This is a genomic window from Bacteroides sp. NGMCC 1.200775 (genome assembly GCF_040798045.1).
GTDB lineage: Bacteria > Bacteroidota > Bacteroidia > Bacteroidales > Bacteroidaceae > Bacteroides > Bacteroides hominis.
In genome coordinates this window covers 327,478-353,636 of sequence record NZ_JASCQK010000004.1, presented here as the reverse complement: position 1 = coordinate 353,636, position 26,159 = coordinate 327,478, and the positions used below count along the sequence as shown (strand labels likewise).

Below are 26,159 nucleotides of genomic sequence, written 5' to 3'. Positions count from 1 at the left end.
GCATGAATTTATTCCTGATTATTTTGGGCAGTATCTGCCTGCTTGTCGGATTGGCCGGATGTATTGTCCCCATGTTGCCGGGACCTCCTGTTGCCTATCTGGCATTGGTATGTCTACACTTCACCGATAAAGTTTCCTTCACTATTCCGCAACTGTTCCTTTGGCTGTTCATTGTGGTACTGATACAAATACTCGACTATTTCATTCCAATGTTTGGAGTGAAAAGGCTCGGAGGTACTTCATGGGGTAAATGGGGATGTATCATCGGTACCTTTGCCGGTATTTTCCTGTTTCCTCCCTGGGGGGTATTCATCGGTCCGTTTGCAGGTGCAGTAGCAGGCGAATTGCTGGGCGGTAAAGAGACCAAATACGCCCTGAAAGCCGGATTCGGAGCATTTGCAGGTTTTCTGTTGGGTACTGTGCTGAAGGTGGCCGTATGTGGTTGGTTCATCTTCTGCTTTATCCGTGCCCTCGTATAGCAAAATTATCCGTATCTTTGCTCCCATGAAAGAATATCGACTTACTGATTGGTTACCCACCACTAAGAAAGAAGTAGAGCTTCGCGGCTGGGACGAACTGGATGTCATCCTTTTTAGCGGTGATGCTTATGTAGACCATCCTTCCTTCGGAGCGGCCGTCATTGGTCGTATCCTTGAAGCCGAAGGTTTACGGGTGGCCATCGTACCTCAGCCCAATTGGCGTGACGACTTGCGCGACTTCCGCAAACTGGGACGTCCCCGCCTTTTTTTCGGCATCAGTGCAGGTTGCATGGACTCCATGGTGAACAAATATACAGCTAATAAACGTTTGCGCAGCGATGACGCCTACACACCGGACGGACGTCCGGATATGCGACCGGAATACCCCTCAATCGTGTACAGTCAGATCCTGAAAAAACTCTATCCCGATGTACCGGTCATTTTAGGAGGTATTGAAGCAAGTATGCGCCGCCTCAGCCATTATGACTATTGGCAAGATCAGCTTAAAAAAAGCATCCTTTGTGAAAGCGGTGCCGACATGCTGATTTATGGTATGGGTGAAAAGCCCATTTGCGAACTGGTCCGCAGATTAACAACACACAATGAATACCGGGACAGTACGACTTCACCGTTTAACATCTGCCGTTCTTCACTGACTACTATTCCGCAGATTGCTTATCTGACCGATGAATATGAGCCTGATGAGCAAGATATTGCCCTCCATTCCCACGAAGAATGCCTCGCTGACAAAAAGAAGCAGTCCGCCAACTTCAGGCACATTGAAGAAGAAAGCAATAAATATGCAGCAGCCCGGATTGTTCAAGCCGTAGACAACAAAGTAGTAGTGGTAAACCCACCCTATCCACCGATGACACAGGAAGAATTGGACCATTCATTCGATCTTCCTTATACACGCTTGCCCCATCCCAAATACAAGGGAAAACGTATTCCGGCTTACGACATGATTAAATTCTCCATCAATATCCATCGGGGATGTTTTGGAGGATGTGCCTTTTGTACGATCTCCGCCCACCAGGGAAAATTTATTGTGAGCCGAAGCAAAGAGAGCATTCTGAAAGAGGTAAAAGAGGTGGTACAACTACCCGACTTCAAAGGAAATCTTAGCGATTTAGGAGGACCTTCTGCCAACATGTATAAAATGGGTGGAAAAGACCTGGCACTTTGCAAACATTGCAAACGTCCTTCGTGTATCCATCCCAAAGTATGCCCGAACCTCAATACAGATCATCGGCCATTGCTGGATATCTACCATGCAGTAGATTCTTTACCGGAAATCAAACGGAGCTTTATCGGCAGCGGAGTACGCTATGATTTACTGCTTCATCAAAGCAAAGACCCTTTCGTCAATAAAAGTACGGCGGAATACACCCGCGAACTAATAGCACGCCACGTCAGTGGCCGCCTGAAAGTAGCACCGGAACACACCAGTGACCGGGTACTGAGTATCATGCGTAAACCTGCCTTCAGCCAATTCGGGGAGTTTAAAAAGATATTTGACAGAATCAACCGGGAACTTGGCTTACGCCAACAATTAATCCCCTATTTCATCTCCAGCCATCCCGGATGTAGAGAAGAGGATATGGCAGAGCTGGCAGTAATTACCAAGCGGCAGGATTTTCATTTGGAACAGGTGCAGGACTTCACTCCCACCCCTATGACCGTAGCTACCGAAGCCTGGTACACCGGCTTCCACCCATACACACTCGAACCGGTATTCAGTGCCAAAACCCAACGGGAAAAATTGGCCCAAAGACAATTCTTTTTTTGGTATAAACCGGAAGAACGACGGAACATCATCAATGAACTGCGCCGCATCGGACGGGCAGACCTGATAGACAAGTTGTACGGAAAAAGATAATTCATGCTTTATTCACTCCGGAGAACACAGAGGACACAAAAGTTTCGCTGTTTGAAGATAAAATTTATCCTCTGTATATACTCTGTGTCCTCCGAGGTGAACTGTCTATTCTTTTTCTCTCACCGGCAATGCCACTATCTCCTGAAGCACACTGACGGCGGTTTCCACATTCGGAATGTCTTTCACCAACATAGACCGACGTCCGTTCTGCTCCCTCAAATCGCATCGGCGGGTATATTTCATCATATAATCGATCATCTTGCCAAAAGCGGCACTCTGATAATACGGGCTATCCGGATTGCTGACAAAGAACAGAGTCATACGCCCCCCTTTCAGGAATACTTTTTCCACTCCCAAACGTGCAGCCAGACGCCTTAGCGGTACAATACGTAACAATTCCTCCGTTTCGGGAGGAACAGGGCCAAAACGATCCTCCAACCGTAAACGGAAAGCATTTACATCTTTATCAAGAGTCAATCCGTCCAATTCACGATACAGTAACATACGTTCGCTGCTGCCTGTCACATAATTGGCCGGTAACAACAATTCCAGATCGCTTTCCATCTGACACTCTTCTACAAACTCTTCACCACTTATGATGCCTTCCCCCTTTAATTCGTCGGCATAGAGCTCTGCAAATTCATCTGTTTTCAGTTCATGTACAGCCTCGGATAATATTTTCTGGTAAGTTTCATAGCCCAGATCAGCAATAAAACCACTTTGTTCGGCTCCCAACATATTTCCTGCACCACGAATATCCAGATCCTGCATGGCAATATGAATGCCACTCCCCAAATCACTGAAATTCTCAATAGCTTGCAGACGACGTTTAGCTTCAGGCGTCAACGACGATAACGGGGGAGCCAGTAAATAACAAAAAGCTTTTTTATTGCTACGTCCTACACGTCCGCGCATCTGATGCAAGTCACTCAGACCAAAGTTCTGAGCCTGATTGATAATAATAGTATTGGCATTCGGTATGTCGATTCCACTCTCAATAATGGTGGTGGCAATCAACACATCATAATCATAATTGACAAAACCGAAGATAATCTGCTCCAATTCCACCGGCTCCATCTGCCCATGCCCGATAGCAATCCGGCAATCCGGAATACGACGGAGAATCATCGCTTTGAGTTCCGGGAGATTGGCTATACGATTATTGACCAGAAAAACCTGCCCATTGCGGCTCATTTCAAAATTAATGGCATCGGCAATCACCTCTTCACTGAACGTATGCACTTCCGTCTGTATCGGATAGCGGTTGGGAGGCGGAGTAGAAATCACACTTAAATCACGTGCTCCCATCAATGAAAACTGCAACGTACGCGGAATCGGAGTTGCCGTCATCGTCAATGTATCCACATTCACTTTCATCTGGCGCAGTTTCTCCTTGACCGACACACCGAATTTCTGCTCTTCATCAATGATCAACAGGCCAAGGTCCTTGAACTTGACATCTTTACCCAGAATACGGTGAGTACCGATCAGAATATTTACATCTCCGGTTTCCAATCCTTTGATAACTGCCTTTGCCTGTGCTGCCGTACGGGCACGACTGAGATATTCTACCCGACAGGGAAGCCCTTTCAGACGGTCACGGAAAGTCTGGAAGTGTTGGTATGCCAATACCGTAGTAGGCACCAGGACGGCTACCTGCTTATTGTCCGCTACAGCTTTAAACGCGGCACGTATGGCCACTTCTGTCTTGCCAAACCCCACATCTCCGCACACCAACCGGTCCATCGGCATATCCCGTTCCATGTCCTGTTTCACATCTGCCGTAGCTTTACTCTGATCGGGGGTATCTTCATAAATGAACGAAGCTTCCAGCTCCCGTTGCAAAAAGCTGTCGGGACTGTATGCAAACCCCTTCTCCTCACGACGTTGTGAGTAAAGTTTAATCAGATCACGGGCTATATCTTTAATCTTTGTCTTGGTACGCTCCTTCAACTTCTCCCAGGCACCGGTGCCCAACTTGTTCAACCGGGGAGCTTCTCCTTCTTTCCCTTTATATTTTGAGACTTTATGCAACGAGTGGATGGTGACAAATACCACATCTTCATTCTGGTAAACCAGTTTCATCACTTCCTGCGTCGTATCTCCGTTAGGAATACGCACCAGACCGGAAAAACGTCCTACTCCATGATCGGTATGCACCACATAATCGCCGGGAGTAAACTGATTCAGTTCTTTCAGTGAAAGAGCAACTTTTCCCGAACGGGCTTTATCACTCTTCAAGTTATATTTATGGAAACGGTCGAATAATTGATGATCCGTAAACAGGCAAAGTTTCAGAGTGTCATCCGCAAACCCCTCATGCAGTGTCCGTTCCACAGCTGTAAACTGAATCCGGTCTCCACGGTCCTCAAAAATAGCCCTGATACGGTCTGTCTGTTTCGTACTGTCACTACAGATATAAAGTGTGTATCCCCGGCTCAGATAATCTTTGAAAGACTCTGCCACCAAATCGAAATTCTTATGGAAGATGGGCTGTGCCGTAGTATGGAAAGGCAACGTGGCATCCGGTGTACCGGTTGGCTTGTTGCCAAACTCCATCCGCCGGAAATCTAAGGCACGGACAGTAAATTCACTACCATCAATCAGTTTGCCTTCCAGAGTGATGCCTCCGTTCTCTTCCGCCTCTTGTGCAGCAAGAGCCTGTGGTGTAAGCGATTCATCGTGAACAGCCTGAATGCGTTCCCGCAACCAGAGAAAATCACGCATTGCCAGAGTCGTGTCTTTCGGAATAAAGTCAAGGAAAGAAGTAGTAACTTTTCCGGTTACGGCAAGGTCGGGTACAATGACAATGCTTTCCTTTTTCTCTTTCGATAGCTGTGACTCTACCTCAAAAGTACGGATACTCTCCACATCATCACCAAAAAAATCGATACGATAGGGATACTCGGACGAAAAAGAAAATACGTCAATAATACTGCCGCGAACAGCATACTGTCCCGGTTCATACACATAGTCGACATACTCAAACCCGTAACTATGTAATACATCCGTGATAAAACCGGTGTCCACCTTCTCGCCCACATGTAACTTCAATGTGTTTTCACTCAATTCCTGGCGCGAGACTACCTTTTCGGCCAACGCATCCGGATAAGTGACGATGCACAACCCTTGCTCACCTTTCTGAAGCCGGCTGAGTACCTCGGTACGCAATATCTCGTTGGCCGCATCTTTTTGTCCATACTTCACCGAACGGCGAAACGAAGAAGGAAAAAACAAAATCTGCTCCGTACCCAATACCTGAGTAAGATCATGATAAAAATAACCGGCTTCTTCCAGATCACCCAATATGAAAACAAACGGGCAAGGACTCTTCTCTACCAGTGCCGAAGCGAATAAGGAAGCAGCGGAAGCATACAGGCCACCGCAATAGATATGTCTGACTGCGGGCTCCCCCAACAGTTTGTTCAAGGCTTCCACATTCGGATGCCCGGCATATTGATGTTGCAGTTCAGTAATCGTCATAAATAGCATTTTAGTCCATCACAAACGCACCAACTCACACAGATCGCTCAAAATCAATTTCCAATCTGTGTGAATCCATGTAACCCGTGATGCAAATTCACCGCAAAAGTACTAAATTATCCTTAGTTTTAATGCGCTATCTTTGGTTAGTAGCGGAAAAGCGTTACATTTGTCTTCAAATTTAGACACAATATGCAGACATCGGACAGCATCGTAATCATCCCTACCTACAACGAACGGGAAAACATAGAGAACATTATCCGTGCCGTTTTCGGACTGGAAAAGATTTTTCATATTCTTATCATAGAAGATGGCTCTCCGGATGGAACCGCCACCATCGTAAAAACCTTGCAGCAAGAGTTCCCCGACCGTCTCTTTATGATAGAACGCAAAGGAAAACTGGGATTGGGAACAGCATATATCACTGGGTTCAAGTGGGCACTGGAACATTCATACGAATACATTTTTGAGATGGACGCCGATTTCAGCCACAACCCCAATGACTTGCCACGGCTCTACGATGCTTGTGCCAACCAAGGAGGAGATGTAGCCATCGGTTCCCGCTACGTAAGCGGAGTGAACGTAGTGAATTGGCCGATGGGACGCGTCCTCATGTCTTATTTTGCATCTAAATATGTTCGCATCGTTACCGGACTACCGATACATGACACTACTGCCGGTTTTAAGTGTTATCGTCGTCAGGTACTCGAAACCATCGATCTTGACCACATCCGTTTCAAGGGTTACGCTTTTCAGATAGAAATGAAATTCACCGCTTACAAATGCGGGTTCAAGATTATCGAAGTACCGGTGATCTTCATTAACCGTGAACTGGGCACATCAAAAATGAATAGCAGTATTTTCGGAGAAGCGGTATTTGGAGTTATCAAACTGAAAGTAAACAGCTGGTTCCACAAATTTCCGCAGAAAACAAAATGAATTAAGATATGAAAAGAACATTAATACAAAACGCCATCATAGTAAACGAAGGACGCTCCGCACGCGGTTCGGTAGTCATCGAAGGTGAAAAAATAGCCGAGATACTGGAGAAAGGACAGAAACCGGCCACTCCCTGTGAAGAGACAATCCATGCCAACGGATGCTATCTGCTTCCGGGTGTCATCGACGATCATGTGCATTTTCGCGATCCGGGCCTAACCCATAAGGCCGACATATCTACCGAAAGCCGGGCTGCAGCAGCAGGAGGGGTAACCTCTATTATGGACATGCCCAATACCAATCCGCAAACCACCACACTGGACGCACTCAATGCCAAGTTCGATTTGCTTGCCGAGAAATGCAGTGTCAACTATTCATGCTATTTCGGAGCAACAAACAATAACTATACCGAGTTTGACAAACTGGATAAAAGCCGTGTATGCGGAATCAAGCTCTTTATGGGATCGAGTACAGGCAATATGCTGGTAGACAAGATGAACAGCTTGCTGAACATCTTCAATGGAACCGATTTGCTGATTGCCGCCCACTGTGAGAATCATGAAACAATTAAAAAGAATACGGAAAAATACGTAAGAGAATATATTGAAAAATATCCTTATCAGTACTACCATGTTCACCACGAAACCCTTCCGATGGGTTACCATGCAAAGATACGTTCGATAGCAGCCTGCTACGAGTCGTCCGAACTGGCTGTACGCCTGGCACGCATTGCAGACGCTCGTCTGCATATCCTGCATATCTCCACAGCCAAAGAGCTTTCTCTTTTTGATAATGATATTCCATTGGAAGAAAAAAGGATTACGGCAGAAGCTTGTGTTTCGCACCTGTTATTCGACTCTTCGGATTATGCGGAATTAGGTACACGTATCAAATGTAACCCTTCCATCAAAGCTAAAACCAACCGGGATGCACTTCGTCAGGCTGTCAACTCCAACCTGATAGACGTGATTGCCACCGATCATGCACCACACCTGCTCAGTGAAAAAGAAGGAGGCCCGTTAAAGGCAATGTCAGGCATGCCTATGATCCAGTTCTCTCTGATCAGTATGCTTGAACTGGTGAACGAAGGTATCTTCACGATTGAAAAAGTCGTTGAGAAAATGTGCCATGCACCCGCTCAGATATATAATATCCATAACCGCGGTTTCATTCGTCCCGGTTATCAGGCAGACCTGGTACTGGTTCGGCCGGACGCATTATGGACGGTAAGTGCAGAACAAATCTTAAGCAAATGTGGATGGAGTCCGCTCGAAGGACGTACCTTTGACTGGAAAGTAGAAAAGACATTTGCCAACGGACACCTATTGTATACTGACGGACAGGTAGATGAAGCTTATCGCGGACAAGAAATCTATTTTAAACGATGAACAATTTCTGAACGATCAACCATCCAATGATAAACAAGGAGCAGGGAATAGACCGGGAACGATAAATGCAGAAGAATGGGAAATATATTGAAAGATAAAAGCAGGGCTTTCGCGATACGAATCGTAAACCTACATAAGTCTCTGAATGAAAGAATTGTTATTTAAAACCGAATATTTATCTGAAACAGAATATTCAAGTATGTTTGCCAACGCAAACGGATCAATGAAACTTATTATCACCAGCATTAAAACAGTCAAATATGGAAAAGCATAACCCGTCATCATCCCCCGTCCATCGTTCAGAAACCGTTGATCGCTCAGCGTTTGAAAACCGTCTATCGTTCAGTGTTCATGATTTATCCCCCTACATCAACTGGATTTATTTTTTTCACGCCTGGGGGTTTCAGCCGCGTTATGCCGCCATAGCCAATATCCACGGATGTGACGCCTGTCGTGCTTCCTGGCTGACAACCTTTCCGGAAGAGGAACGGGGCAAAGCTTCCGAAGCCATGCAACTCTATAAAGAAGCCAACCGGATGCTGGACGAATTGGACAGGGACTTTGAAGTGAAAAGCGTTTTTAAACTTTGCCCGGCCAATGCCGACGGAGACAACCTGATTATCGACGGTATCACTTTCCCGCTGCTCCGGCAGCAAGTCAAGAAAAAAGAGAACGAACCTTTCTTATGCCTCAGCGACTTTGTACGCCCTCTGTCTTCGGGAATCACTGATACAGTAGGAGTTTTTGCCTCTTCCATTGATGCGGATATGGAGGGACTTTACGAACAAGACCCTTATAAACATCTTCTGGTACAAACACTCTCCGACCGTCTGGCCGAAGCTGCCACCGAAAAGATGCACGAATATGTCCGCAAAGAAGTATGGGGGTATGCAAAAGACGAAAATCTCTCTATTCCCGATCTTCTTGTCGAAAAATACCAGGGTATCCGCCCTGCTGTAGGCTACCCATCTTTACCCGATCAGTCTGTAAACTTTATTCTCGACGAAATTCTTGATATGAAACAGATCGGTATCCGCCTGACAGAGAACGGAGCCATGTATCCTCACGCTTCAGTATGCGGATTGATGTTTGCACATCCGGCTTCTCACTATTTCTCGGTGGGGAAGATCGGTGAAGACCAATTGGCGGATTATGCCGCGCGAAGAGGAAAAAGCGTTGGAGAGATGCGTAAATTTCTGGCAGCAAACTTGCAGTAAATCTTTTCTTTCGATATATTTGTAACTGATCCTATACTTTAAAATAGAAAAAATTATGAAAAAGGTTCTTATTCTGTTATTATGGTTACTTCCCTCCTGTAGCGTAGTGATCCTTGCACAGACTCAGCGGATAGCGGGTACTGTTGTAGTTGGTGACGGCCAACCCGCCGTCGGTGCCGCCATTGTTGTCAAAGGCACTAATATTGGTGCCGTAACCAACGTGGATGGCAAGTTTATAATAGCAGAAGCACCTGCTTCAGCACAGCAGCTTGTTGTCTATCACGTAGGCATGGAACGCAAAGAGATAGCCGTAGCTCCCAACGTCTATATTCAGCTCCAGCCCGTAGAGAAAGGTTTTTCATGGAATGTGAAAGCGGGAGTCAGCCTGTTCAGTTTCCGCCGCCCGGACGGCTTGGACGAACGCACCGGATTCAGTGCCGGTGTCGGTGCGGAATATAATTTCAGCAGGCATTGGGCTATTCAATCGGGACTGATGGTCACCAGCAAAGGAGCAACTGCCGAGTACGACGGGTATTCTCCGCTGTCCTCGTCTACCGAACCTATCTCTTATAAAGCCAAAATAGCTCCTATTTATCTGGACATCCCTATTCTGGCAGCTTTTAAGATGGATGTGTCAAACCATGTTAAGTTTGTAATCAATATCGGACCTTATTTAGCCGTAGGCATGGGTGGAAAGTATGAACTGACAAACAAAGGCGGCCATAAAGGTGAATCGCATAACCCTTTCAAATCCTACTCTTCCTTAGCTGAAGCGAAAAATAAAGATGCCTTGTTGAAACGTTTCGACATCGGGGTTCAGGGAGGCATCGGTTTTGAAATATGGAAACATTACCTGGTCAATGCCTCTTTCCAGCACGGATTCATGGAGCCGGTTAAAGGAGGAACACTGTACGCAGGCGATACCGAGAAACATTACCCGATCGGAGGGATTCTGACAGTAGGATACAGATTTTAAATACAATACGTTATCACCACAGATTTCACAGATTATCACAGATCATAATTGCCAATAATCTGTGAAAATCCGTGTAATCTATGGTGAACTTAGAAACGATATCCTATTTCAAAAGCGACATCCAGAAAACCTTCCGAGTGATTCCATGAAGTACACCCCACTCTTCCGGTTCCTCCTATCAGGAAGTGCCCGTATTCCACTCCGATTCCATAGGCAAATCCTCCGGTAAACCGTTTGCCGAACAATGACTGGCTTTCAGTAACATATTCCACTCTATTATAATTTCCACTACTATCATAAGAACGCTTGCGAAATTCTTTCTTAACGTCTCCACTGATCCCCAAGTCAATATAAGGACCGAAACTGAATACCAGATTCAGATCATTTCCTATTCTATACTTCAGTGCAAACAGTAAAGGAATCTCCAGATAGAACGGATTGTAAGTACCACTCACCTGATCATAAGAAACGGATGAAGAGCCATCACCGTTATTTTCCGTATAATAATCATAGAAATCATACCCTTTCATTTTACGGGAAACCAACAAAAGTGAGGGTTGGAAAGCCCAGTGTTTCGACATCCGGATATCGGCCCCTACTCCTCCATAGATACTAAGACCGTCTTTCAGTTTCGATTCGGGTCCTTGCATAAACTTACCTGCTCCAATTCCGGCCTTCACGATCAACGAGAAGCGTTGCATCACTTGTGTACGCATTTGTATACGCATCGGGAGATCTACATATCCGCTGCGTTTACCTTTTGTCACCTGTAGTGAGTCAAAATAGACAGGTACTTCCTCCAGTACAAAAACTCCATTTTTATCGGTGACAGCCTGTTGGTTCGTACGTTTCAAGGTAACTACCGCCCCGTCTACCGGATAGTAATCTTCATCCACGATCTTCTCTACCACTTTTTGTTTTTGGGCCATAACGTCTGTCAGTGCCAGGCAGACCAATGCCAATGCTATATATCTTTTCATATCTTTTTATTTTTTACATTCAACATCCGATTATTCATATCCGCTTGATCAGAAACGGTAAGTAAGTCCCAAAGTAAGTGCCAGGTTATGTTCTTTCGCTTCAAAACCTTCATCATCCTGTCCCAAACACATACTCTTTCCAGAAACACCTACCAACCACTTCTTGTATTCCACACCTATGCCATAGGCAACACCAAAGCTGAAAGGATGTAACAAAGAATGTTTCCCGCCATAATAATCATATTCATACTCTTTGCTATAAATGTCATACTCTTCATCGGGTTTACCTGTTTCCGTAGCTTTTACTTTTCCTGCAAAGCCATACGAAAACACAGGTCCCACAGAAAAGGCCAGATTCATTTTACGGGCTACCGGATAACGAAGAATGAACAACATCGGCAAATCCAATGAAACCGGATTCCAAGTTTCCTGATATTTCACACCGTTTCTTTCGGCATTGAACTCTGCTCCACGGTTACAAATTTGCAGAGTAGGCTGGAAAGCCCATCGTTTTGACATGCGCACTTCAATACCCAAACCAAACTCATATCCCACCTTAAAATCGGAACCATATGTAGTGTACTTACTCATGCTGATCCCGGCATGTGCCACAAACGAAAGCTTCTTACGCTTTCCGGTGAGCTGTACCGGTACATTCAGGTCCACTTCCCGGGTCTCCATACCGATGGAAGTAACAATCACCTTTTTGACCGAAAGAGGAACTTCCTGCAAGAAGAACTTACCGTCGACATCGGTTATTGTGCTGATATTGGTCCCTTTGGCTGTGACTAATGCACCCACAATGGGTTGCTGCTTTCTGTCAAATACTACTCCTTTTACATCGTGTGTCTGTACCTGAGCCATCACGGTGATTGCACAAATACAGGCAATCACTCCTATTATTATTCTTTTCATCTGTTTTCGTTCTTTAAATCTATATTTTATTCTGCAGGGATCTCAATGGTCCGGTAATTACTGTAACTAATCCCTACTCCATTTTTCGCATAAACACGGAAAGCATAAAGCGTCCCGGGACGCAATCCGGTAACGATTTCATCAAACGTCTGTCTATAATCATCAGTAAAAGGTACTTCTATCATCTGTTCATTCGTCACCACTCCCGTTTCCTGTGAATAAACGCCATAACTATAACCATAATTTGTAATAAGGAAATCATTTGTATAGAAAGAAGCATACAACTCTACCGCCGTACCATTATATTGATACAACGAAAAATTATTGATAACCGGCTCTGTACCCCGTTCGGTCGTGAACTCAGCCACCGGCCCATAGCCTGTCCCCTCCTCAGTAGTCACATAGGGGCGTATATAATAGTGGGTAGCAGGTAGCAGGTCCATCACCTCCACCTCAAAATTCGAGTAATTATACATCCGCGTTCCCCGTGCCAATGCCTTCTGATCGGTAATTCCCGGCAATTCTTTGACTGAACTATAACAAGCACCTTGCTCTATAATTCCGGCATCGGTTTTAAAACGTACTTCCGCAGATAAATAATAACTGTATCCTGTGAACTGGGTATCGTGTACAATCAGTTTTGGCAGACCAGAAAGGCGGAATGCTTTTACTTCACTAAAACGTTCTTTGTTTGAATTTTCGCCCAATACATGATCCAGCAACCCCGGGCGTCCGCTATAGCCATACTGATAATCGTTCATTGCACAATAATAAGTTTCGCCCAAAGTCAACATATCCGGATCCAGAAAAGCATAAAAGGTATTTCCTGTATTATGACGGATATAGGCTTCCATAATCACTTCCTTCATTTCTTTATCTTTAGCAATCAGAAACCTGGGATAGTAATAATGACCTGCTTCCCCACCTGTCACTTTTCCTATCATGACAGCGTCTGCCCGATACAGTTCTTCTGTATTCACTCCCATAATATCAGATAGCAGATTTACGGAATCTTGTGAAAGCGTAGCCATATCACAAATGCGCTCCAGCGTCAATGTTGTCTTGGAAGTTTCCATGGCTCCCCAATAATCCCCCTTATTGTCACAGGAGGTGGCCAGCAATGCCATCAGGCAGAGCAAGCCCAGTAATCTTCTCTTGTTCATCTTTGTCTATTTATAGTGTTAATTGCCGGCAAAGTTACAATATTTATTATAAATATAACAAAAGAAAACAGTTTGATTCCAAACAAATCCGAAGTACCTCTGTCCTCTCTTCCAGTGACATACAAGAAGACGTGACAAAGCCACATATCCGAAAGAAGCATTACAAAGATACAGAGACAAACTGTTGTGAAGAAAGCATGATTCAGGTATGGATGGGATATTATGGGACTCAATATCCCGGCATCCTCCTGTAGGGAAAAGATCCGGCCATTCCCATTCTGTCCGCCATTATCAGGCAGGACAAAAAGACCAATGGGTATGTATGATTTTCCACTGTTCAGACGAATCCAGTTTATATACTTCCGTACAATGCATCCTGAATGTCCGGTCATCTCTATAAGCTTCATAATCATATGCCAGAACAACGACATCGGATGACAGCAATACAGTGGGTTCTATCATATTATACCTGTCGATCTCGACTTTTCCCCGAATGCTGTTATAATACTCTTCCAGAGCCTTTTTACCTTCCAGTTTGTTCTTGAAAGCGGGGTCGATATAGACAACATCATCAGATGACAGTTCTATAAACCCATCCGGGTTTCCACGATTCCATAACTTCAGAGCTTGTTCTTCCAAAGATAAAATAAAGGCCTTCAGGTCCTCGCTATTTGAAGCCATACTTGTACATCCAGTCATAAAAATACGGATTTATTTAAAACGTTTCATACTTGACAAACTCCGTCACCCACAGATTCTTATCGTTTCCAAATATAATAAATATCCGGAAATAGTCCAAATTCCCACTAATTTCCGCTTTTATTTTGTGATTATTTCCTTTCCTTTGCGACTAACCATACAAAAGTAATCCCGAAAAGAAGACAATGAACCCCACCAGTCCGCCGCAAGCCAACGAACCCGTAGAACAAGAGTTCCTCTCCGTAGTCAGGGAGTACGAGCGGGTGATTTACAAGGTGTGCTATCTTTATACCACCCAGCACGCCACACTCGGCGATCTTTATCAGGAAGTGATTCTCAATCTGTGGAAGGCTTATCCCAGATTCCGGAAAGAGTGCAAAGTCTCGACCTGGATTTACCGGATCGCACTGAACACTTGCATCAGCTTTATCCGCAAAGAGAAAAACATTCCGGAAATCGTGGCACTCACCCGCGAAGCCGACTGGCTGACGGAAGAGAAAGACGAACTGACGGAAATGCTCCGGCAACTGTACCGGATGATCAATCAACTGGGACAACTGGATAAGTCGATCATATTGCTTTATCTGGAAGAGAAAAGTTACGAGGAAATCTCGGAAATCACCGGACTGACAGTGACCAATGTAGCAACCAAGCTGAGCCGGATTAAAGACAAACTAAAAAAGATGAAAAAGGAGGAATAAGATATGGAACTGGATGATCTGAAGAAATCGTGGAACGCACTGGATGAACACCTCAAAGGCAAGGAGTTCATCAAGGAAGAAGAAATGAAACAATTGTTGGGACGCACCCGGAACAACATTAACAGCATAGAACGGTTCAACAGAAAGCTGCGTTTTGCCGCAATCGGCATACTGGCATTGGCAGTGATCTTCTGGATATGTGATGATGCACTTACGGACTTTTATTATTGGATCGCCCTCTTCCTGTGCATCCCGGCCCTTTGCTGGGATTTGTATTCCGCCCATTACCTGGGGCGGACCCGGATAGATGAAATGCCTCTGGTCACAGTAATCTCCCGTATCAACCGATATCACAGATGGATGGTTCGCGAATGGATCATAGGCATACTCTACCTGCTTGTGATGGCTACCTTTTTCTCTTTCTACAAACAGGTCTGGCAATACGGTGCTGCAGGAATCATCAGCAGTCTGATCGTGTGGGCCGTCGGACTTGGAATCTGCCTGTGGGTGTATCGCCGGAACCTCAGACATATAAAAGAAATAAAGAAGAACCTAAACGAGTTAAAAGAATTAAATCATACAGCTTAACTTAAACCGTACTTTACAAATTCTCTCTAACTTTGAAGAGGCGTTCGCAAGTCCCCCCGAGACATATCCTACGCCTCTTTTTATTTATTCAACCCATAGCTAAGAAAATATGCTGCAACGAGTTTTAGGTTTTCTGATCGTAATCCTTGTATTGCCGGACATTTACATTTACCGGACATTTATCAAACAAATGACTCTAAGTCTTTTTTGGCGAATCCTTTACTTCTTTCCCACTCTTTTCCTGATGGCGGGAGTAGTATCGTTAGCTTTCTTTGCCAACTATGAATACGCCGAACAACATACATTATGGATAGGACGCTTCGCCGTTGTCTTCTTCTTGTTTGCCTCTCCGAAACTGCTCTTTACGATTTGTTCCATCATCGGACGCCCGTTCAACCGATGGCTGCACTGGCCCCGGACTCCTTTTATAGCAACCGGACTGGTACTGGCCGTGCTCAACGCAGTCCTGATACTTTATGGTTCGATGGTGGGCAAAGACCGTTTTGAAGTAAAGGAGGTCACCTTCCGTTCTTCCCGCCTGCCCGAAGCTTTCAACGGATACCGCATTGTCCAGTTGTCGGACATACACATCGGGAGCTGGCAAGGAAATGCCAAGAGCCTGCAACAGATGGTGGACCTGGTTAACGCGCAAAAGCCGGACTTGATCGTATTCACCGGTGACCTGATAAACAACCGGGCCATAGAATTGGACGGATTTGAAGAGATACTCTCGCAACTACATGCCCGGGACGGCGTATACTCCATCCTGGGAAACCATGACTACGGCCCCTACTATCGATGGAAAAGTAAACGCGACCAGGTAAACAACCTGAACGACCTGAAGAAACGGCAAGCCGACATGGGCTGGGTGTTACTGAACAACGAGCACACTCTACTGCACCGCGGAAACGACAGCATCGCCCTGATCGGGGTAGAAAACGAAGGAGAACCTCCTTTCTCACAGCACGGTGACTTGCCCAAGGCACAGGCAGGAACAAACGGCCTGTTCAAGCTGTTATTAAGTCATAATCCTACACACTGGAGACGTGAAGTGTTGCCCGAATCGGACATCGACCTGATGCTGGCCGGACACACGCATGCCATGCAGCTGGCCATCGGACATCATTCACCTGCTTCCTGGATCTATCCGGAATGGGGAGGCATGTACAAAGAAGGCAACCGGGGACTATACGTAAACGTAGGGATGGGATTCGTCGGACTGCCTTTCCGTTTCGGGGCATGGCCGGAGATTACCGTGATTACACTGGATAAATGAAAAAATACTGGCAAATACTGAAAGGCTACAAAGCAAGTCTGCTGGCATGTCCGCTACTGGTACTTGTGTCTGTAATGTGCGAAACCATTCAGCCGATGTACATGGCGGATATTATAGACAACGGAGTGATGCAGCGGGATCTCTCCGTCATTACTGCCGTAGGCGGAAAGATGGTACTTATCTCCATTGTCGGACTGATATTCAGTATTGCCAATGTATATGTCTCTTCGCAAGCCTCCATCGGTTTCGGAACCGATCTGCGCACCAAGCTGTTCGGCAAGATACAACAACTCTCTTTTTTCGATATAGACCGGTTCAGTACGGCTTCACTGATCACCCGGCTGACAAGTGACATCAGCCGCATTCAGCAAGTTATCCAGGTATCGATGCGTCTGATGCTGCGCTCTCCGCTGATGCTCGTCATGGCAGTGTTCTTCGTGGTACGTATCAACCTGGAACTGGCAGGCGTCCTGCTGGCTGCCATCCCGGTGTTGGGTTTCAGTGTATTCTTCATCCTGCGGAAAGGGTTCCCCTTCTTCTTGAAAGTGCAACAGAAAGTAGACCAACTGAACGAAGTGGTACGCGAAAACCTGATCAACATCCGGGTGGTGAAATCATTTGTGCGGGAGGACTTCGAAGCACACAAGTTCAAGGACAAGAGCGAAAGCCTGCGCGACACGGTGATTCACGCTTCCAACATCATTGTCGCCATCTTTCCGGTGATGCAACTGGTGATGAACCTGTCGATCATCGCTATCCTTTGGATGGGTGGGCAGAAGGTGATGGCAGGAGAGTTGAAAGTGGGCGAACTGATATCATTTGTCAACTATCTGGCACAAGTGCTGATGTCGTTGATGATGCTGTCCATGATTATCATGACTTATGCCCGTGCCTCAGCCTCATCGAAACGTATCCTGGAGGTATTGGATACACAGCCTTCACTGACCGATACGCCCGAAGGAATGCGGAGCACCCGGCAGATCGAAAAGGGAGAGATTCGCTTTGAGAAGGTCAGCTTCCGTTATGGCGGAGGCGAGACGGATGTGCTGCGGAACATAAGTTTCCACGTCCGTCCGGGCGAGACGGTGGCTGTGGCAGGCGCTACCGGATCGGCTAAAAGTTCGCTCGTACAACTGATCCCCCGCCTGTATGATGTCAGTTCCGGTGAAATACGGATCGACGGCATCCCCGTACAAGACTACAACCTGCACGAACTTCATGCCCGCATCGGCATGGTGTTGCAGAAAAACGAGCTCTTTACGGGAACCATTGCAGAAAACCTGCGGTGGGGAAAAACCGATGCCACACAGGAAGAACTCGAAGAGGCCGCACGTGCCGCCGAAGCCCATGAGTTCATCTGCTCGCTGCCTGCCGGATATGACACTCAGTTAGGACGAGGCGGAGTAAACCTTTCCGGCGGACAGAAGCAACGCATCTGCATCGCCAGGGCTTTGCTGCGTAAACCCAAGATATTGATACTGGATGACAGCACCAGTGCCGTAGACTCTGAAACAGAACTCCGCATCCGGAACAACCTGAATGCATGGCTGCACGATACCACGGTGCTTATCATCACGCAACGCATATATACCATGCAATCGGCCAACCGGGTCATTCTGCTGGACGACGGAGAAGTAGAATCCATCGGAACACCGGAAGAATTGCTGGAACGCTCGGAGATGTACCGGGAAATCTATCACTCACAACAAATCGTTATCTGACCATGGCACACGGAGATCATCTGAAATACAGCGGAAAGCCTAAGGCGGGAAAGAAAACTTTCCTCCGCCTGGTATCGTACGTGGCCTGCGACCGACGGTTGCTGATCGTAATCGGTGTACTGATCGTTGTGAGCATCGCAGCCAATCTCACCGGATCGTACATGCTCCGACCGATTATCAATAACTACATCCTGCCGGGAGACTTCCACGGATTGGTACGCATCCTGCTGATACTGGCAGGCATTTACCTGACAGGGGTAGCGGCTACTTACATCGAATATATTCTGCTGAATAAGATCGGGCAACGCACCGTAACCCGGATGCGCGAAGAACTGTTCGGAAAGATGGAACGCTTGCCTGTCAAATACTTCGATACCCATCAGCACGGAGATGTCATGAGCCGGTACACCAATGATATAGACCGTATCAGCGACGCACTGACCGACAGCCTGTCCGACATGTTGTCGAGCGCACTGACAGTTGCGGGCATTTTCTGTCTGATGCTCTTCATCAGTCCGATACTGACAGCAGTAACACTGATTACTGTCCCCCTGATGTTCCTCAGCGCCAAAGGAATCGTAAAACGAAGCCGGAAATACTTCAAAGCACAACAGGAGTCATTGGGGATGATGAACGGCTATGTGGAAGAAATGATCAGCGGACAGAAAGTGGTGAAGGTCTTCGGACACGAACAAAAAGTGGAAACGGACTTCGGGATACTGAACCAAAGCCTGAAGGAGAAATCGCTGAAGGCACAATTCTACTCGGGTCTGATGATGCCGGTCATGCAAAACCTGAATACGCTGAACTATGTGATCATCACCATCGTGGGAGCCTTACTGGCCATCTTCCGCGGGTTCGACGTGGGCGGACTGGCAGCTTTCCTGCAATATTCCCGGCAATTCGGACGCCCCATCAATGAACTGGCGAGCCTCTACAACAGCATACAGGCAGCCATTGCCGGAGCCGAACGCATCTTCGAGATCATAGACGAAGCACCGGAGCAGAAGGATGCGCCGGATGCCATCACACTCGAAAAAACAAAAGGAGATGTAGCCTTAAAGAATGTATATTTCGGCTACCGTCCGGAAAAAACCATCCTGAAAGGAGTATCCCTGCATGCGGCTGCCGGAAAGAAGATAGCTTTGGTGGGCGCTACCGGAGCAGGAAAGACAACCATACTGAACCTGCTGCCGCGCTTCTTTGACATTCAGTCCGGAGAGATTACCATCGACAATCATCCCATCGACCGTATCAGGCGTGACAGCCTTCGCCGATCGATGGCCATCGTACTGCAGGATACACATCTTTTCACGGGTACGGTACGGGAGAACATCCGTTTCGGCCGCCTCAACGCGACCGATGAAGAGGTAGTGGCGGCTGCACGGCTGACAGCGGCCCATTCATTCATCAAACGTTTGCCACAGGGCTACGACACGCTACTCGAAAATGACGGGGCAAACCTGAGTCAGGGACAACGGCAGCTACTGAACATCGCCCGCGCGGCAGTGGCCGATCCGGCCATCCTGCTGCTGGACGAGGCAACAAGCAACATCGATACACGCAGTGAAATACTGATTCAAAAAGGACTGGACCAATTGATGCAAGGACGCACCAGCCTGATTATTGCTCACCGCCTGTCTACCATCCGCAATGCTGATACGATTCTGGTGCTGGAACACGGGGAGATTATCGAGCAAGGCAGCCATCAGGAGCTACTCGCACTGAAAGGAAAATACTACTCGCTGAACGAAGAGCAGTTCAAGTAAAGTATCCGCCACAAAGGAGGATATGGAGGAGAACCGGGTTCGATATCCGGGACATGGGAAATATCATAAAGAAAGGAATCACGACAGATAGGAATACATTAAGAAAGGAAATAAGCTGTTTTACAAACAGACTCTCTTTAAAAAAACGGCAAACCAGAGGAAGAAAAGCCGGAAAGCCGGTCTTACGGAGGTGAAGAGCCGGGGTTAAAGAGGTGAAGAGCCGGGATTTTCGGCAAAAGAAGTAAGCATTTCCCGGAAAAGAAGTAAGCATACGGTCCGAAAGAAGTAAGCATTTTCGGAATATGCTTACTTCTTTTTCAAATATCTCCTATTGTTTTTGTTCATTACATCTGTTGTTAGCATTTTTTTAGCTTATCGGACCTGTTTTTTCTCCAGTTGTGAGTCCTTACAAGAGTTTACCCGAACAATAAAAAGACACGGTTCTACCTTTCTTACGTACGTTACGGAAGAGATTGCGGAGCCTCACTTACATTCTACCGGCAAACACGAAAATTCTCTTTCCATCCGGTAATCAGAAAAGCTAAAATAAGGCGTTTTTTCCGTTCAGCCCGCCGTCTGCCCTGAAAAAACGCAGCCAAACGATTTCCGATTATCAATTTGTCAAAGTGATAGCACTCTTCCCATTCGCCGCACGATGGAGTTGTACCTGTACGACAATGCGCTCACTCATCTCCTGCACATGCGAGATAACTCCAATCTTCCGTCCTTGCATCTGCAACTGCTCGAGAGCTTCCATCACAGTGCGTAAACTATCGGCATCGAGCGAACCGAATCCTTCGTCGATGAAAAGTGACTCCACTCTCAGGTTATTGCTCGAAAGAGACGACAGCCCGAGGGCCAGCGCCAGGGAGATAAGAAAAGATTCTCCGCCGGAAAGAGAGTAGACGGTACGCACCTCGTCACACATATCGCAGTCGATCACTTGCAGGGCGAGTGTTCCCGGCACCTGCTGCAAACGGTAACGTTTCGAGAGATAAGACAGATGTTTGTTGGCATGCATCAGTAACAGATTCAACGTATAGCTTTGCGCAATCACCTTAAATTTTGTCCCGTCCGCACTGCCAATCAGTTTATTGAGTTTTCCCCATCGGTTGGCCGTCTCCTGTTTTTCGGTCAGTTCCTGTTCCAGCTGCCTCAGCTTCTTCTGGTTTTGCTCCTGTTGCAAAAGACGTGCCTCTACGGTAGACAGACGACGTTCCGTCTCCTGATTGGTTGCTTGCTGGCGGGCGATCGTCTCCGGCAGATGTTCCGGATCGGCTATCTGTTCTTTCCGAAGCATCAGTTCGTCGATGGAACTGTTCAGTTGCCTGATCTCTCCCTGTATGCCGGAAATACGCGACTGGACTTCTTCTCCCTCCTTGCGCACCTGTTCCAGGGAGTCGTTTAATTGTTTCTCTTTTTTCCGAATGGCGGCTTCCGCATCCTCGACAGATTTACCTTTCAACAGAGGAGCCCGTTCCTGACGGAGAGTTATCAACCGCTCACTGACCACCCGGAACTGTTCCCGAGCAGTCATCTCCGCCGTTTTCAGTAACGTAAATTGCTCTTTAGCAGCCAGAACCTGCTGCATCAACAGATGGCAGCGGGCTACACCTTCACGCAAAGCCTCACAAGCCGAGCGAAGTGTCCTGATCCGCTCCTCGTGCTGTTGCCATTCCTTATGGAGTTGCTGGTATTGGCGCATTTTCTCTGCGAGCAGATTTAGCTTCCCTTGTACGGTATGCAGTTGTTTCTCAAAATAGTCCGGATTTTGCTCCTCTTCCGATGAAGGACGTTTCTGCTCAACCTCCTGGAGCAACGCCTGCAACTGTGCGGTTATCTGTCCGGACAGTTCCGTCTGATGGAGCAAATCCTGTTTCAAGGCGATATTCCGGTTATTTAGTTGCTGATACTCACCAGATGCGGTTTGATACTCCAGTTCGATGTTGTGATACAGGGTATGGACTACCTGCTCCTCGTTTCTATAAGGATGATCAGTGCTCCCACATACCGGACACGGTTCATTCTCACGCAAATTCTGCCGCAATGTCCGAACGTCCTTTCCCATCGCGATACGGGCATTCTCAAAAAGGCGTTGCAGCACTTTCAGTTCAGTCTCCTTCTCCGCCAACCGGGTGGTCAGAGCGGCCATTTCTTTCCGCATCTGTTCTTGTTTGTACACCACCTCTTCCTGCTGTACTTTCAGACGTTCGGCTTCTGTCCTCGCCTTTCCCCATTCCAACATTTGCTGGCGGGCATTCTGCAAACGGGTTTGTTCCTGCATCCATCGGGCTTGCTCGTCGGTCACCGCTTCAACCCCAAAAGCGTTCAGACGGTTCACACGCTCTTCGTTCTCTTTCTGAAGAATGGTAAGGTGGTCTTCCTGCTCTTTCAGCCTGTTCCGGACAGATTCAAGAAACAGCCCCGTCTCTTCCGTAACCGGCAGATCGATCTCTCCCGTCAGGTTCTTCAACGCATGGCAGGAAGTATGCAGAGTTCCCTGCACAGATTGCAATTTATCGGCTTGTGCAGTCGCTGCCTTTTCAGCACCTTGCAGTATCTCCTCCGCCTGCTTAGATTGGCTGACCAGTGATTGGATCTGAACATCCAGTTCACGTGCCCGGCTAAGATCGGGTTGCACGGCTTCGCACTGTTCCCTGAAGTGAATAAGATAGTCGGACTGGCGTGTGTGTTCTTCCCGGAGCTTCTTACTTTTTTCTTCATCCAGCCGCATGTCCTGCACTTTCTTATCACGCTGCTCCTGTTGCAACTTCAAAGTATGCAGCACCGATAGTTGCGCATTCAATTCTACCAAGGCTTTACTTCCCTGTTCACGAAGGTTGGTCAGACTCTCTTTTTCGGTCCGTAGAAGACTGATTTCCTCTTCGGAAAGCAGTTCGATCAGGGCGGCATTGCTTTTCAACAGATTCAGTTCTGCATCAGCTGTTTTGCTACGCAGATAGATTTCACTGGAAATGCGAGAGTATATCTCCGTTCCGGTCAGCTTCTCGAGCAACTCGGCTTTAGCGGACTCACGGGATTTCAAGAAAGTAGCAAAGTCATTCTGGGCAAGCAGCACCGTACGGGTAAACTGTTCGTAAGTCAAACCAACCAAAGTCACCAATTGTGCCAACAACTCTTTCCTTGTTCCCTGCAGTTCCTGATTGGCAGTCAGATCGGTCACTTGTATCGTCTGCGACCGCAGAGAACCGTTAGCCCGGCTTCCTGTCCGGCGTACCGACCAACGAGAACGATAACAGTGTCCGGACGCTCCTAAAAAATCAACCTCGGCAAATCCCTCTCCCGTCCCTCTCCGAAGGATATTCTTCACATCGGCCTGATTCACCCGACTTTCACCGATATCTGACATATAAAGACTCTCGACCGAAGCAGAAAAGCGAGGTGTCTTATCATACAGTGCCAGACAGAGTGCATCCAGTATTGTCGATTTTCCGGCTCCCGTAGGACCGGATATCGCAAAAATCCCGGCAGAACGTAAAGGCTCGGCTTGGAAATCAATTTCAAAGGTTCCTTCTATGGAAGCCAGGTTCTTTAATCGTATGGTTAGTATCTTCATGGTTATTCGGTTTGCTTTCACCACAGATTACACGGATTAACACAGATCAATAGATGATCTCGTTGATAGTAAAGATTAAAAGATCTGTGTGAATCCTAATGGTGATCTGTGTAATCTCTGGTAATCTGTGGTGAATTCCTATTTGATTCATTCTAAATTGATGGTCCGGCAAGCCTCCTGGAACAAATTTACCAGTTCTTCCGGCATCTCCGCCTGGTAACTGTTCTCAAAGGTTGCTTTCACAATCTGTAAGGGATTCATCTCCTGCAATCCGGCGGTCAGGACTTCTTCTTCCACGCTCCCCTCTGTCGCCTGCCTGTAAGAAGAAACAATACGGGCCAGCCGGACCGGCTTGCCTTCCAGTATTTCTTCTATTTGCTGCCGCAACATCGGCTCCGGTTCGCTTAGTTTCACCTTGACTTCCAGATAGGGCATCGGTTCATCTTCCGGTAGTTCCAGCCCGCGCAATTCATCCAGCACCTCATCCGGAGCCGCAGCTTCTGTGGCAGGGATACTTAGCAAACGCACCAACGGAGTATATTCAAGTTTCTCTATCTCAACCGCCCAACCTTCATCCAGGGTCACTTTTACCACTCCGTGGTGATAATGCTTCTCGGCAAACGACATAGGTAAGGGACTACCGGCATAACGGATATTCTCCCTTCCCGATACGCGCTGAGCCTTATGGATATGCCCTAAAGCCGTATAAACAATCTGTTCGGGAAAAGACTCGGGCGATACACTCTCCAAACCGCCGATGATGATGCGCTCACTATGATCTTTTTCGGCAATCTCCGAACCGGTTGCCAGCAAATGTCCGATGGCCACCAATGCCTGCCCGTCCGTCCGCTTCTTCAAAGCATATTCCACCAAACGGGCATACAGTTCCTTCACCCCTTCCGCATACGGATTGCCTTCAGTCTCTACCACCGGATAGTCTCCCTGTCGCAAGAAAGGTACCGCCAGGCATAGTGCTTCTACCTCCCCCGCCGCATTCTTCAATTCTACCAGCAAATGCTCATAATCTATTTTGCCATTCTGTTTACGGACAATCCCCTTAATCTCCGTCCGCATCTCCTGCAACAACGGCAGAGGTGACTCCAACCGGGCAGCCGAATCATGGTTTCCGGCTACAATGACCAACTGCAATCCCGGGTTCTCGGTTGTCACCCGGTGAATGAAACGATAGAACATTCGCTGCGAGGCGGCAGACGGATTGGAAACATCGAAAACGTCTCCGGCAACAATCAGTACATCAATTTTGTTCTTAGTCAGGACACCGGCCAGCCAGTCCAGAAAGTGTTCATGTTCCTGTGTCCGGTCATATCCGAAAAAGGTTTGTCCCAAATGCCAATCGGCTGTATGTAGTATACGTATCATGCTATTGAAATTTGAAACAAAGTTAGCAATTATTCAGGACAGCAATATTATTTTGTTTATTTTTGCACAAGCTAAAACCAAAATCATTATGAAGATACTATACTATATTTATCAAATCTGCATTGCATTGCCCATTTTGTTAGTATTGACTATCCTCACGGCGATTGTCACCATCATTGGCTCATTATTGGGAGGTGCCCACATCTGGGGATATTATCCGGGGAAAATCTGGTCACAGTTGATCTGCCTTTTCCTGTTGATTCCGGTAAAAGTGCGTGGACGCGAAAAGCTACATGGAAGAACCTCTTACATCTTCGTACCCAATCATCAAGGCTCGTTCGACATCTTCCTCATTTACGGCTTTTTAGGACGTAACTTTAAATGGATGATGAAGAAAAGTCTACGTAAAATACCTTTTGTAGGAAAAGCATGCGAAAGTGCCGGACATATTTTCGTAGACCGGTCGGGTCCGAAGAAGGTACTTGAAACCATTCGCCAGGCCAAAGACTCTCTGAAGGACGGTGTGTCATTAGTGGTCTTCCCGGAAGGGGCACGGTCTTTCACTGGCCATATGGGATATTTTAAGAAAGGAGCTTTTCAACTGGCGGACGACCTCCAACTTGCCGTAGTTCCTGTGACCATAGACGGATCTTTTGAAATCCTGCCACGAACCGGCAAATGGATTCACCGCCACCGCATGATTCTGACCATACATGACCCTATCCCCCCTAAAGGTCAGGGAGCGGATAACATTAAAGCTACCATGGCAGAAGCCTATACTGCTGTAGAAAGTGCACTTCCCGATAAATTCAAAGGGATGGTGAAGAATGAAGATCAAGACTTATAAACGGTTTTGAACGATGAACAGGATTCACCACAGAGGGCACAGAGTAACACAGAGTTTTTTTATTGATAAGCAGGGATATTCAGTAAATGTCCCTGCTTAAAGATACAAAAAAGGCAACTAACCCGCAATGAATCAGTTGCCTTTAATTTTCTTATTTTAGGAATATCCCCAATCAATAACTT

19 protein-coding genes are annotated in these 26,159 nt (G+C 46.9%); 12 read left to right on the top strand and 7 right to left on the bottom strand.

What is annotated here, in order from left to right; translation table 11 throughout:
- Window positions 1-2: 2 nt before the first annotated feature.
- Both QK890_RS13195 and QK890_RS13190 read left to right on the top strand, forming a co-directional pair.
- A complete protein-coding gene (locus tag QK890_RS13195) occupies window positions 3-479 on the top strand; it encodes a DUF456 domain-containing protein (protein WP_005780197.1) in 477 nt (158 codons plus the stop codon).
- 25 nt (window positions 480-504) lie between these two features.
- Complete coding sequence (locus QK890_RS13190) at window positions 505-2,358, top strand: YgiQ family radical SAM protein (RefSeq protein WP_367627386.1); 1,854 nt, start codon at window positions 505-507, stop codon at window positions 2,356-2,358.
- Between the two features lie 105 nt (window positions 2,359-2,463).
- Here QK890_RS13190 and mfd read toward each other — a convergent pair whose 3' ends face one another.
- Window positions 2,464-5,841, bottom strand: coding sequence for a transcription-repair coupling factor (mfd, locus tag QK890_RS13185; protein WP_367627385.1), 3,378 nt, complete (start codon window positions 5,839-5,841; stop codon window positions 2,464-2,466).
- A gap of 192 nt (window positions 5,842-6,033) precedes the next feature.
- Here mfd and QK890_RS13180 point away from each other — a divergent pair, with 192 nt between their 5' ends.
- The 4 genes from QK890_RS13180 (at window position 6,034) to QK890_RS13165 (ending at window position 10,361) form a co-directional block, all read left to right on the top strand.
- Window positions 6,034-6,780, top strand: a complete 747-nt coding sequence (locus tag QK890_RS13180; protein WP_005780203.1) for a polyprenol monophosphomannose synthase — start codon at window positions 6,034-6,036, stop codon at window positions 6,778-6,780.
- Between the two features lie 8 nt (window positions 6,781-6,788).
- Complete coding sequence (locus QK890_RS13175; RefSeq protein ID WP_101603311.1) at window positions 6,789-8,168, top strand: dihydroorotase; 1,380 nt, start codon at window positions 6,789-6,791, stop codon at window positions 8,166-8,168.
- Between the two features lie 260 nt (window positions 8,169-8,428).
- Window positions 8,429-9,385, top strand: a complete 957-nt coding sequence (locus QK890_RS13170; RefSeq protein ID WP_005807368.1) for a vitamin B12 dependent-methionine synthase activation domain-containing protein — start codon at window positions 8,429-8,431, stop codon at window positions 9,383-9,385.
- Window positions 9,386-9,440: 55 nt separating this feature from the next.
- Window positions 9,441-10,361 carry a porin family protein gene (locus tag QK890_RS13165; RefSeq protein WP_044301869.1) on the top strand — a complete coding sequence of 307 codons (921 nt, stop codon included), beginning with the start codon at window positions 9,441-9,443 and terminating at the stop codon, window positions 10,359-10,361.
- 89 nt (window positions 10,362-10,450) lie between these two features.
- On the opposite strand, the gene QK890_RS13160 is transcribed toward QK890_RS13165, so the two are convergent.
- The 4 genes from QK890_RS13160 to QK890_RS13145 form a co-directional block, all read right to left on the bottom strand.
- A complete protein-coding gene (locus tag QK890_RS13160) occupies window positions 10,451-11,341 on the bottom strand; it encodes a porin family protein (protein WP_005807374.1) in 891 nt (296 codons plus the stop codon).
- Between the two features lie 48 nt (window positions 11,342-11,389).
- Window positions 11,390-12,256 (bottom strand): porin family protein, encoded by an 867-nt coding sequence (locus tag QK890_RS13155; protein WP_005807377.1) that lies wholly within the window; start codon window positions 12,254-12,256, stop codon window positions 11,390-11,392.
- A gap of 26 nt (window positions 12,257-12,282) precedes the next feature.
- Window positions 12,283-13,419, bottom strand: coding sequence for a fibronectin type III domain-containing protein (locus QK890_RS13150; protein WP_234212365.1), 1,137 nt, complete (start codon window positions 13,417-13,419; stop codon window positions 12,283-12,285).
- 291 nt (window positions 13,420-13,710) lie between these two features.
- Window positions 13,711-14,118: a DUF4440 domain-containing protein gene (locus QK890_RS13145; RefSeq protein ID WP_367627384.1), complete on the bottom strand. Its 408-nt coding sequence runs from the start codon at window positions 14,116-14,118 to the stop codon at window positions 13,711-13,713.
- Window positions 14,119-14,303: 185 nt separating this feature from the next.
- Between QK890_RS13145 and QK890_RS13140 the strand changes: the two genes are divergently transcribed.
- The 5 genes from QK890_RS13140 to QK890_RS13120 all read left to right on the top strand — a co-directional run bounded on the left by QK890_RS13140 (window position 14,304) and on the right by QK890_RS13120 (window position 20,173).
- A complete protein-coding gene (locus QK890_RS13140; RefSeq protein WP_005780219.1) occupies window positions 14,304-14,819 on the top strand; it encodes an RNA polymerase sigma factor in 516 nt (171 codons plus the stop codon).
- Between the two features lie 3 nt (window positions 14,820-14,822).
- Window positions 14,823-15,407, top strand: coding sequence for a hypothetical protein (locus QK890_RS13135; protein ID WP_032541709.1), 585 nt, complete (start codon window positions 14,823-14,825; stop codon window positions 15,405-15,407).
- A 109-nt stretch (window positions 15,408-15,516) separates the two neighbouring features.
- On the top strand, window positions 15,517-16,683 hold the full coding sequence (locus QK890_RS13130) for a metallophosphoesterase (RefSeq protein WP_005823407.1): 1,167 nt from the start codon (window positions 15,517-15,519) through the stop codon (window positions 16,681-16,683).
- The gene (locus QK890_RS13125; protein WP_367627383.1) at window positions 16,680-18,404 is read left to right on the top strand and encodes an ABC transporter ATP-binding protein; all 1,725 of its coding nucleotides are present in this window, start codon (window positions 16,680-16,682) and stop codon (window positions 18,402-18,404) included. Before QK890_RS13130 ends, QK890_RS13125 begins: the two co-directional genes overlap by 4 nt.
- A gap of 2 nt (window positions 18,405-18,406) precedes the next feature.
- Window positions 18,407-20,173 carry an ABC transporter ATP-binding protein gene (locus QK890_RS13120; protein WP_005807393.1) on the top strand — a complete coding sequence of 589 codons (1,767 nt, stop codon included), beginning with the start codon at window positions 18,407-18,409 and terminating at the stop codon, window positions 20,171-20,173.
- Window positions 20,174-20,786: 613 nt separating this feature from the next.
- On the opposite strand, the gene QK890_RS13115 is transcribed toward QK890_RS13120, so the two are convergent.
- Window positions 20,787-23,750, bottom strand: a complete 2,964-nt coding sequence (locus tag QK890_RS13115; RefSeq protein WP_367627382.1) for an AAA family ATPase — start codon at window positions 23,748-23,750, stop codon at window positions 20,787-20,789.
- Window positions 23,751-23,897: 147 nt separating this feature from the next.
- Window positions 23,898-25,130 carry an exonuclease SbcCD subunit D gene (locus tag QK890_RS13110; protein ID WP_367627381.1) on the bottom strand — a complete coding sequence of 411 codons (1,233 nt, stop codon included), beginning with the start codon at window positions 25,128-25,130 and terminating at the stop codon, window positions 23,898-23,900.
- 88 nt (window positions 25,131-25,218) lie between these two features.
- Here QK890_RS13110 and QK890_RS13105 point away from each other — a divergent pair, with 88 nt between their 5' ends.
- Entirely contained in the window at window positions 25,219-25,977 is a 759-nt protein-coding gene (locus QK890_RS13105; RefSeq protein WP_005780232.1) for a 1-acyl-sn-glycerol-3-phosphate acyltransferase, read from the top strand.
- The last annotated feature ends 182 nt before the right edge of the window (window positions 25,978-26,159 follow it).